Origin of the sequence: Butyrivibrio sp., assembly GCF_017635265.1 — a bacterium.
In the GTDB taxonomy this organism is placed as follows: Bacteria; Bacillota; Clostridia; order Lachnospirales; family Lachnospiraceae; genus Butyrivibrio.
In genome coordinates, this window is sequence record NZ_JAGBLU010000075.1 from 1 (window position 1) to 10080 (window position 10080).

At 40.7% G+C, this 10080-nt stretch carries 12 protein-coding genes and 1 pseudogene; all 13 read right to left on the reverse strand.

Features of this window, described 5'->3' with window-relative positions; genetic code table 11:
- Positions 1-244, reverse strand: a 244-nt coding sequence (locus J6O61_RS08760) for a VirB6/TrbL-like conjugal transfer protein, CD1112 family (protein ID WP_292212053.1), incomplete at its 3' end; no start/stop codon positions are given.
- 17 nt (positions 245-261) lie between these two features.
- A complete protein-coding gene (locus tag J6O61_RS19595; protein ID WP_334299802.1) occupies positions 262-390 on the reverse strand; it encodes a Maff2 family mobile element protein in 129 nt (42 codons plus the stop codon).
- A 37-nt stretch (positions 391-427) separates the two neighbouring features.
- A complete protein-coding gene (locus J6O61_RS08770) occupies positions 428-2125 on the reverse strand; it encodes a recombinase family protein (RefSeq protein WP_442861704.1) in 1698 nt (565 codons plus the stop codon).
- Positions 2126-2131: 6 nt separating this feature from the next.
- Positions 2132-2326: a hypothetical protein gene (locus J6O61_RS08775; protein WP_292212057.1), complete on the reverse strand. Its 195-nt coding sequence runs from the start codon at positions 2324-2326 to the stop codon at positions 2132-2134.
- Between the two features lie 146 nt (positions 2327-2472).
- Positions 2473-3459: a hypothetical protein gene (locus J6O61_RS08780; protein ID WP_292212059.1), complete on the reverse strand. Its 987-nt coding sequence runs from the start codon at positions 3457-3459 to the stop codon at positions 2473-2475.
- 136 nt (positions 3460-3595) lie between these two features.
- Positions 3596-5128 carry a MobA/MobL family protein gene (locus J6O61_RS08785; RefSeq protein ID WP_292212060.1) on the reverse strand — a complete coding sequence of 511 codons (1533 nt, stop codon included), beginning with the start codon at positions 5126-5128 and terminating at the stop codon, positions 3596-3598.
- Positions 5129-5409: 281 nt separating this feature from the next.
- Positions 5410-5718 (reverse strand): hypothetical protein, encoded by a 309-nt coding sequence (locus J6O61_RS08790; protein WP_292212063.1) that lies wholly within the window; start codon positions 5716-5718, stop codon positions 5410-5412.
- Positions 5719-5826: 108 nt separating this feature from the next.
- Positions 5827-6303, reverse strand: coding sequence for a hypothetical protein (locus tag J6O61_RS08795; RefSeq protein WP_292212066.1), 477 nt, complete (start codon positions 6301-6303; stop codon positions 5827-5829).
- Positions 6304-6318: 15 nt separating this feature from the next.
- Positions 6319-7602: a hypothetical protein gene (locus tag J6O61_RS08800; RefSeq protein ID WP_292212069.1), complete on the reverse strand. Its 1284-nt coding sequence runs from the start codon at positions 7600-7602 to the stop codon at positions 6319-6321.
- A 62-nt stretch (positions 7603-7664) separates the two neighbouring features.
- A complete protein-coding gene (locus J6O61_RS08805) occupies positions 7665-8396 on the reverse strand; it encodes a hypothetical protein (protein WP_292212071.1) in 732 nt (243 codons plus the stop codon).
- A gap of 202 nt (positions 8397-8598) precedes the next feature.
- Entirely contained in the window at positions 8599-9222 is a 624-nt protein-coding gene (locus J6O61_RS08810; protein ID WP_292212072.1) for a recombinase family protein, read from the reverse strand.
- Between the two features lie 13 nt (positions 9223-9235).
- Positions 9236-9523 carry a hypothetical protein gene (locus tag J6O61_RS08815; RefSeq protein WP_292212073.1) on the reverse strand — a complete coding sequence of 96 codons (288 nt, stop codon included), beginning with the start codon at positions 9521-9523 and terminating at the stop codon, positions 9236-9238.
- Between the two features lie 414 nt (positions 9524-9937).
- Positions 9938-10033, reverse strand: a pseudogene (locus J6O61_RS19735) (Maff2 family mobile element protein); the annotation flags it as partial.
- Between the last annotated feature and the right edge of the window lie 47 nt (positions 10034-10080).

Sequence of the window (10080 nt, forward strand, 5' to 3'; positions counted from 1 at the left end):
TCAGCTCATAACACAGCACATAGGTTATGATGATCCCGGCTATCGGTATGATGACCGTATCTGACAGGTTTTTGATCATATTGAAAATACCTGCGTTCCATGCGCTGGGAGTCTGGCTAACCTCTCCGGCAATGGTGCCTACCTTTGTATTCACATCGGTAAACATTCCTTCGAGGTTAGACATTACCCAGCCTTGCAGCATTTCCTTTATGAGTTCGGTAATCTTCTCAACGATAGTGTTCATCTATCGTGATCTTCTCCTTATGAAAAGAGAGAAGTAAGCTGAGGGATCACCGTCTGGGCGATGATTACGATACCTCCGCCCGCCATCAGCTGTGTTATACCTAATTTGATGGAAATTTTTATGGTGTAGGAAGTAGGTGGAATAATAGCTACTTCCTACGTAGAAGTTATATAGAATTCTTGATCACATAGCCTTTGCCACAGAATTGGCTGCAGCCATGTCTGATAGATTGTAAGTCTTAGATTCATCTGTTGGACGAAAGTTATAGTGGATCTCCATGGAGATGTTCCTATCTCCGCCCTCTGTTATTTCTTCATGAACAATAATTTTGTTGATAAGACGATTGAGAGTATCAGCATCAAGCTCTGTAATATCTGCATAGTCCTTTATAAGGTCTATCCACTTTCTGGCATTGCCACTTTCGCTGTCATTTTTTGAGAGACTCTTTTCATCTTCTGCAATCTGCTTTTCGAGATCATCAGCTTCTGTCTTGGTTTTCTCGATCATTGATTCAAAGATATTCTCTGTGATTCTCCCTGAAAGAAGATCCTCATAGAGCTTGGATGTCATGCGGTCAAGAGTTTCAATACGGCTCCTTGCCTTTGCAATGTTACGCTCTAGAAGCTCCTTCTGGTTCTCACGCTCATGCTCATAGGCATCTGCAAGGCTTCGCGCTACCTCCTCCGCATCAACTGTCTGCTTGGCAAGCCTCTTTATCTCATCAAACACAATATCGTAGAGCATATCATACTCAACACGATGCTGTGTGCAGTGGTGCTTACCATGCCTGTTATAAGTCACACAAGCATATACATCCTGCGGATGCTTGGCATTGGTCTTACGGATTGTAAGAGCCTTTCCGCATTCGCCACATTTGATAAGTCCGGCAAACAGGGAATACGTACCGTCACCTCGGCTACACTTTCTTGACGCAATCTTCTGCTGGATAATGTCAAAAGAGTCCTGATCAACTAAAGGCTCATGGGTATTCTCTACAACAATCCATTCCTCAGGTTTTTTCTCGTTAATTACCCCGACTTTGAACTTATAGTTCTTTTTCTGTGATGCTACTGCACCATAGTAAACAGGATTTATAAGCATATCCGCAATTACCGAGTCATCCCAGACATACTTGCCATTCTCAGGATCTTGGATCTCCCACTTTGTGAAATGATTACGGAATCCACGCTTTCTGTTCCACCATGTGGGGCAAGGCACCTTGTTTTCTTCGAGATGTCTTTTGATAAAAGCTGTTCCATGACCATCAAGCGCCCAATCAAATATCTGTCTGACATAAGGGGCTGTCTCTTCGTCAATCACAAGATGATAAGTGTCCTCTGGATCTTTAAGATATCCAAAGGGTGGCACTACTCCTGTGTATCGCCCTTTCTCAGCCTGATTCAGATATGACGAATGCACCTTCTTGGAAATATCCTTGGAATACTGCGAATTGATTACAGCCTTAAATGGTGCATATTCATCCTCGTACATGGTATCAATGTTGTCGTTGATTGCCACATACCTGCAATTATGCTTTGGAAACCATATCTCACGAAGCTGCTCAGTAAAAAGATTGTCTCTGCCTAAACGGCTATAGTCCTTGGTGACTACGACATTTATTCTCTTTTCCTCAATGTCTGATAATAATCTCTGTAATGATGGTCTGTTGGAAGTCGTTCCAGAATAGCCATCATCAACATAAACGTCCTCTACTCTCCATCCTTTCTTTTTGCAGAATCCCTCTATGATCTCACGCTGATGCGATATGCTCTGACTCTCCCCCTCTCGGCTATCTTCATCCTCTTTGGAGAGACGACAGTACACTCCCACCTTGTAAGTCGATGCAAGGAGATCCTCCATCTGTTCATTTGACATTCTCATACTCATTTACCCGCATAATCCAGATAGACTCGGATAATTTATTTCCTGAGTATTATCTTGATTATATTCCTTTCCTTCCGGAATCTCTATATCATTATCGATTTTTCTTCTGACTTTTGACGCAATTGCATCATTAAGCACTTCCTTGGCACTCCTCGTGCCATCATAAAATACAACTACTGTAAAATTTGTCTTACACATGGGAATACCTCCTTTGTACGAATGAACTATTTGTTGCATCATTGTTATCGGTCTATCGCGCCTTCGGCACATAAAAAAGCAGCAGACCGTTTTGATCTACTGCTTCATGAGCATAACAATTGTTCAATTATAAGAAAACAGAGTGATTATTTTGCTACAGCCATATGCTCATCAACATATGCCTTAAGATCGTCCCTGTCCTCTTCGCAATAAATTGAATCATAAGCATCGTCAAATGAAAGATTCTTATTGATCATAATCTTAATAATTGTATTTCCTGTACTTTCTATAACTGCTCTTTCTCTAATTCCCTGTCCTAAATTACACATAGCATCTGCCTCCTCTCTCATAGATTTCGTCATTGGTATGTCAAAATCCCTTTCAAGTATGGTTTTCTTTTCATCCGGTTTTGTGTCCGGCGACAACAAAACATCTAACAATTTCAATATAGGATGATTCTCAGCACCATCTGCTGGTCCAAGCTTAAGCATAAGCACCGTTAACAGATCATAATTGGTTTCCAATTCATGATAATCACCAACAACTTGCTCTTCTGATACTCTATACTTTGTAATTGAATTCTCGTGCTCATCTACATTAAGCTGAATCCAAATCGAATACACCTTGCGGATCTTCTCATAATGGCTCTTGGTAAACACTGTATTCTTCTGAGCACTTATCATTCGGCTCACATAATATAATCCACGCTTTATAAGCGGATACGGTGTTTTATCATCCTTCTGTGCCTCGACATTTATGAACAACTGAACCGGCTCTTTTGTGTCTGGAACAACGGCTGAAAACTTGATATCATAAAACACTTTTCCTTCTTTTACCGAATTGTCTTCAGTGTTTTTGCCCTCTATGCTTTTATCGGACATATCCTCAAGATATTCAAGTTCATCCTTATCAAGCTGATCTTGATCAACAGCTACTTTTGAAACCTGTGGTTCACCTTCAATACAATCGTTTGCGATCTGTGCTACCGAATATTGTTTAAACTCCGGTACACACTCCTTCAATATCCATGCAAGAATAATATTGTTTGATAACAGCTTCTTTGCACAGCTATCGTATTGCGCCTCCTGTTTTGCAATGTCAATGCTGTTTGCTATTCCTGTTTGTTCTGACATTATAATTCCTTCCAGTTACAAGTCTTCTCACCATCATAATACGGCAAAATGAAATGATTTTCAATCAACTCTTGGTTGTCTAAAACAGAGCATCTTGAGGTCGCAAATTGCAGCGACCTCAAGACAAAAAGCACAATCACCTCTCCAGATAGCTGTGCTTGCTCTGTGGTCTCTCTAAACGTTCCTGTTCACGTTCCTTCTGGCGGATTTCATTACTATGCTCACGCTTTTCATTGTCCTTATTGAAACTAAGAACTTCTGCAAAAGCAAGGTCATAGACTTCGCCAGCCATCTTCTCCTGAATCGGCTCCTGTCCATCAACTATTCTTTCAATTTCCTTTCGCCACGCATTAGGTGTGATCTTCTCACCTTCAGGGATTACCTTACGGAGTCTTTCTATTTCCCCAGGTAATGCATCCAAGGTAGCTTTGTTCTCCTTGTCAAACTTCCACTTGGCAATACCTTTCAGGTTGTTGCTCTTATCATACACAGCCTTATAGCCTTTGTACCTTTCCCAAGCAGATATCTTCCTACTAAGAGCATCTACGCGGTCAAACCCTTTTTCATGCTCAGAAGCCAGCTTATCATAGACAGCTCCATGTTCATCAATATATGCCTGCAATTCCTCGAAAGAAGTAATACCTTTCTTTTCAGCAAAACCTCTCATGATATCAGGATTCTGAAGCTTCTCTCTGTTAGAAACCTTCCTAAGGTACTTGCCACTGAGTATAGGCAGTTGCAATCGCCCATGACGTCTTACAACCTTATCGATAAGTTCAGTGATTTCATTTTTCACTGCTGATGCCTGTCTCTTAGCAGTATCTTTAATTGAGTTGATAGTCGCTGTCATGACATTGATATACTTGGAAAGGCCTCTCAGTTCCATGACCTTGCGATTATAATCACCACGCTCTGTATGGATGCCTTTGTTTTCCAATGCATTGGCTTCACTTCCAAGATGGATGGTCGGAAGGATATCAAGACCAAGCTCCTTGAAAGACCTGTGTTCCCATTTCTCACCAACACCAATAGCCTCATTGGTCTGATTGATCAGGTCACTCAGGTTCTTTCTCCACTCCTTGGCTTTGCCCTTGTCATCCCAATCGGTAACATGCTCCGTCTTGCATTTATAATTCTTGCCCTGACGGATCTTGTTTCCGTTCTCATCAAGGATATAAATCTTACGCTGCTTTGGTAACCACTTGCCATTTTCATCCATGGATCTCATGGTCATCAAACAATGAAAATGCAGATTCCGCTGTCCGTGTTTATTGACTGAATCATGGATTGCCCAGTCACAACACATGCCCTTGGAAACAAAGTTTTCCATGACATACTTTCTGACAACTTCCACTGCAAGTTCATACGTCCATTCATTTGGCAATGATGCCTTCATCATCCTGCAAAGCTGTGCGTTCTTGGCTTTCTCAACCTTTTCAACCTCGTTCCAGAGAATGTTGGGATCAAGATATTCCCTCGGCGCATTGTCCGGAATATCCACTTCCTTGTGAACAAGATCTTCCTTGGCATCAGGATAATAGGTGTGACCATCATATTCGCTTTCTCGCTTTTCTCGGTCTATATAGCCCGAGGCGTCGACAGCAGATCCACCTCCTTTACTTCCTCCTCTGCTGACGACGGATATTCGCGTGCTCAGAAACTTCGACATCCTTCAACCTCCTTTCGGCAGCACGCAAAGCCATCACTGCATTGTAGGCACGGCTACGGTGACTATTATGCGAGGATGGCGCAGAATGGGGTAGGCGTTTCTTTATGCGCCGAAGGGGAAGTCTTGCTTCCCCTGTTGCACATGGACACCATGCGCAACGCCCTCCGCAGGAGACCCTCGGTAGAGCGCACGTACCATCGTAGATGGTACATCTGTGCGCACCCAATAAATTGGGTGGAAAAGAAGTGTTGAGGTTGCCGGTACGGTTTCGCGTCATCCTGTCACCTCGCTTCTTCATTTTTGCTCTGTGGATGTGTGGCTCTGAACTTGATGTCACTTATCACTTTCTTGCACTCCTGTGTAGCCAGAGCTGCCTTAAGGATCTCGTTCATTTCATCCTCTTCAAAGCTGTAGCACTCAGGGAAGTATTTGTGAACCACGCCTCCCATCATATACTTGTGTCGGTTCTCGATTCTTCTTCGAGCATCATTTGCTTTCTTCTTCTCCTGCGTAAGACGATTCTTCGCCTGCTGGAGTTGCTTCTCAGCATTCTCAACGCCCTTGTTTACAGTTACTTCATTGTTGATCATACACAATTCCTCCTTGTGATAGAAAATTTGTTATTGTCCTGCGCAGGGCAAAGAAAAAAGGACTATTCCGTTTGGAATAATCCCCTTTGCTTCGAACTGTTTCAGCTATCATTCATCGGTTTGGCTATTTCTTTCATGCTCAACCCTAAATTTTGCTATTTTGGCATCCGCTTCTGCAGATACTGTTGTTCTTTTAGATATATGTTTTTTTCTTTTTACTGTTGCACTTTCGATAAGCTCTTTTCCTCTCCTAAGAACTTTAGCACTATCTAAGTTCTTTTCCATTTTTTTATATTGAAACCTAGTAATAAAACCATTTTCGGCAAGATAACCATATATCTTTTCATTTGTGTCATAGTCATTCCCTGGAAACAATTCGACATCATTACCTTCAGCTTTTTCAAGCAAAAGCTGTAAAAGAACCACTGCTCTATGCCGAGTACATGGTGGCTTACAAACTGTTTCTGGAATATCCCATTTTCTATTCCTTTGTTTTTCTGCTAATGGTATCATTCCTTCTACGCATCGTTGCCTAACCCAATCTACCGAACAATCCCATTTTTTTGCCATTTCTTTTGTTGTCATGTAATGTTAATATCCTCAATCCCTTTCCTTTAACGGTGTATTAGATACTTTTTTGTAGACTCCCGAATATGTTGTATATGCTCCTTCTGGGGCGCCACCAACTAAGAGTTTCCCACCACTCATCTCTTCAATCACATACTCTGGTGTGGATGCCTTTCCCATTACAGCCTTTGATCCCATGGCAAAAACCTTTTTCCCTGTTGTAAACTCATAATCCATAAGAGTTTCAAGATACATGGTATCTTTGGGATTATCTTCTATCTCAACAGAAACCAAACCATGATATATAGACATATACATGGAATACTTTAGCGACTCATTCTTATATAAGCCATCCAGATAAAACACTTTATCCTCTATATCTTTCAACACATCATCACTGTCTAATATCCCTCTACAGTATTTATCAAGTGTTTCGTATGCTTCTCCATAGTACGTCATATCATAATACTGCATAGCTTGAGCATAAAAGAAATACTTTTTTGAATCTGAATAGCCATCAAAACTTTCGCTCAATGAAGATGAATTATAGAAGCTTATTGTCTCTTCATATTTCTTATTCTTCGCCAGTTCAACAAGTTGATCATACTCATCCTGAATCTTGTCTGCTACTTCTTGTTTCTTCTTTTGATTAGTTTCCTCATCTCCATAATCGTAGTACTCTGCAACGATTTCCGCTTCATCAGTCATAGTAATCCCAAGAAAATCATAGGTTCTTTTTGAGGACATGACATTTATTCCAACTACAACATCTTCTTTCAAAGAATCCTTAAGCCCTGTAGATAGAGTTGTTAACAACGTATTTACAGCATCATCAAATTGAGTTTTCTCTTCATCACTCATACTTCTGAACTCACTTGATCCGTCGGGATATTTTAAAACGTAAAGAACTGTTGGCATTCCCGTTTCTACGCTTCTAGCTGCTCCAGACACTTCCATTGTTAATCCCATCATTTCAGATATACTTATTAAATTTTCTGCTTCATTCTGTATTTTTTCGTCCGATGCTTTAGAAGTAAGTTGCAATAAAAGCAGCATTCCTCCCCCCAAAATAACTACTGCCAATATCGCAATCAATATTACCGTCCTTATTTTAGTGTTCTTTTTATCATGCGTACCTTTCGCTTTCAACTCAGCATGCGTTTCAGATCCTGAGATACTGCCACATTGTTTAGCTACATCCACAGTGTTACTATCAACATGAGCATCACTGTTCTTAACAGGTGCTCCACACTTAGGACACGCAACAGCTTGATCGCTCACTAATCCACCACATTCATAACATTTTATTAGTGCCATCTATCATCCTCTTATTACGTCGTTATAGTAGGAAAATCATATTTCCAATTTGATAATTCTATTTACTTGGATGCTTCATAATACTGGTCTCTCACAGTCCTGACATAATCTTGAAGCTTACTAACATCCAATGTTGATTTGCTTCCTTTTCGGCTTACTATATAATCCACGTCTTCTAAATCTCCTGCTATCCTGTCAAATTCCTCGATAGCCTTACTAAATGCCTGCTTTGCAAGCGAATAGTCATCTGGAAGGCCATTCACCTTTTTAACAATATCATCACGGTCTTTGTAAGCATCTTTAAACTTTGCTATAGTAAATTCTGCATCTAATTCACCGCCAGTAGAACTCGTTCCCCAACCGACATACCAATCCAGATCACATACAGGATTCCAGCAACTGTTCAAAAAACTATCTGCCTCGTAAAGAATATCTTTTGGCTCCTGAGAGGAATCTGCCTGTTTTTCAGTCTTGCTTGAAGATCCACCATTCTCAATATAATCTTTAACCTTCTGAATCTGTTTATCTGTGTTTTCCGTGCCATTCATGCTTTCAAATGCCATAGTAGACACTATTCCTGAAACCAGTGTAGCAAGTTCCTTATCGCTTATTTCAGTTGATAACATTAATATCTTCTGCATTGCATCGTCATAGGATGAAGTTCCATCTCTATACGCCTGATAGGCAGTAATAGCATCTTCAGCTTTTTGTTTATCGGCTGATTTGGCACCACATCCCACCACTAAAACAATCATCATCAGCGAAATCATTATTGAAAATAGCTTCTGTTTCATTAGTTATTCCTCCATCGATAATGTGTACTTTTTTGAATGCCAATAAAGAATACCCCAAATAGTATTCTGACAATACCCGTTAAGCCGCACATGCGCTCATATTTTATCGATTTTTTATATGTTTTTCTTTATCATGTGGTATATTAATAGGTACTTATAAAAATTGTAAGAAATTCAAAAAAGTACACATTATTGTAATTTTTCAACTATTCACAATACTGAGTTTTTCATATTTCTTGGCCTTATAGTAAAAGGTTGTATCCGGCATCCCACACTCGAATGCAGCTTGCTTTATAGTGATTTTCCCCATCTTCCATCTCTGATAAACCTCATGGAAATTAGGTGGTAGCGGAGAAGGCTTCCTGCCAAACTTGATTCCTCTTGCCTTTGCAGCAGCAATCCCTTCAGCCTGTCTCTGATGGATGGTCTGGTACTCTGTCTCTGCAACATATGAGAGTAGTGCAAGTATCAGATCACTGATAAACGTTCCCAGCAAGCTCTTTTCACGCCTTGTATCAAGAAGTGGCATGTCAATGACTACAATGTCAGCGCCTTTTTCCTTGGTGATAATACGCCACTGATCACTAAGATCATGATAGTTACGCCCCAGCCTGTCGATGGACTTGATAAATAAAACAGAATTGCCATCCAGCTTTCTGAGCAGCTTCTTATACTGCGGACGCTCAAAATCCTTCCCTGACAGCTTATCCAGATATATGTTGCTCTGTGGAACTCCCATCTCCATCAGTGCAAGGATCTGCCTGTCCTCGTTCTGCTCCTTTGTTGACACTCTTGCATACCCATAAATCTTTTCGTTTTCGCTCATGTGAAACCTCCAATCAATGTTTATTACGGCTGTTATTCATATCAGCCATTTGTACCCTAATCTGATCCCGTCTTGCCTGTGTTATTCTTCTGGGCTTACGGTAACTAACGTACTGTTTGGGCATGGAATAGGTCTTGTCGATATCAGTTGCCTTGATGCACCTGTACACATCAGGGAACTCGGTAACTAACGAGTCAAGTTTTCTTATAACAGCTTTATCTCTGCTATAGACTACCGCCTCTTCCTCCCCGGCATTGAAGTTGATAACTGTTTCCTGTTCTATCTTGGTTAATCTGCTCATTTCTTAGGCTCCTTTCTGACTGCCCTCTTGGTCTGTTCTGTAGTCTGTGGCACGGACGGAAACGAAAAGAAAAGATGGATAGGATAAGATGGGATAAGATTAGTTAGTTAATAGGGTATATCTTTATTCTCTTTTTCTTTGGTTCTTTCTTTTTCTCTTCTTTCTAGGGGAAGAAGGAAGAAAAGAGAAGGGAAGAAAAGGGAAGGAAGAGAAGGAAAACCATGCCTCGATAACTACCGAAACAATGCAAAATAAAAAAGCGTCAATGAATCAATCTCCATTAACACTTTTTTAAAGTCCGTTCTCACGGCAATTACTGTATGAATTTGACTAAAATACCTATTATTCTACCTACTTCTACCTACTATCTGGATTATGCTTTTCCTTTCTCGATTATTGTTCCAACAAATCGGGTATAACATGCTTGATTCCCTGTGATTTTACTGATGTGCGATAAAGAAGTAATAGAAGTGTAAAAAATTTTGCCGTTCCTATCCGGCACTTGCGCATTGTGTCGGATAGGTCGGGCGGTTATTCGGGCAAGTCCACCTTGCCAA

Excerpts from the sequence above, each read along its gene's own strand:
- J6O61_RS08815 (WP_292212073.1), bottom strand. The coding sequence starts at position 9,523 with ATGAGCAGATTAACCAAGATAGAACAGGAAACAGTTATCAACTTCAAT.
- J6O61_RS08795 (WP_292212066.1), bottom strand. The coding sequence starts at position 6,303 with ATGACAACAAAAGAAATGGCAAAAAAATGGGATTGTTCGGTAGATTGG.
- J6O61_RS08785 (WP_292212060.1), bottom strand. The coding sequence starts at position 5,128 with ATGTCGAAGTTTCTGAGCACGCGAATATCCGTCGTCAGCAGAGGAGGA.
- J6O61_RS08770 (WP_442861704.1), bottom strand. The coding sequence starts at position 2,125 with ATGAGAATGTCAAATGAACAGATGGAGGATCTCCTTGCATCGACTTAC.
- J6O61_RS08810 (WP_292212072.1), bottom strand. The coding sequence starts at position 9,222 with ATGAGCGAAAACGAAAAGATTTATGGGTATGCAAGAGTGTCAACAAAG.
- J6O61_RS08800 (WP_292212069.1), bottom strand. The coding sequence starts at position 7,602 with ATGGCACTAATAAAATGTTATGAATGTGGTGGATTAGTGAGCGATCAA.
- J6O61_RS08790 (WP_292212063.1), bottom strand. The coding sequence starts at position 5,718 with ATGATCAACAATGAAGTAACTGTAAACAAGGGCGTTGAGAATGCTGAG.
- J6O61_RS08775 (WP_292212057.1), bottom strand. The coding sequence starts at position 2,326 with ATGTGTAAGACAAATTTTACAGTAGTTGTATTTTATGATGGCACGAGG.
- J6O61_RS08805 (WP_292212071.1), bottom strand. The coding sequence starts at position 8,396 with ATGAAACAGAAGCTATTTTCAATAATGATTTCGCTGATGATGATTGTT.
- J6O61_RS08780 (WP_292212059.1), bottom strand. The coding sequence starts at position 3,459 with ATGTCAGAACAAACAGGAATAGCAAACAGCATTGACATTGCAAAACAG.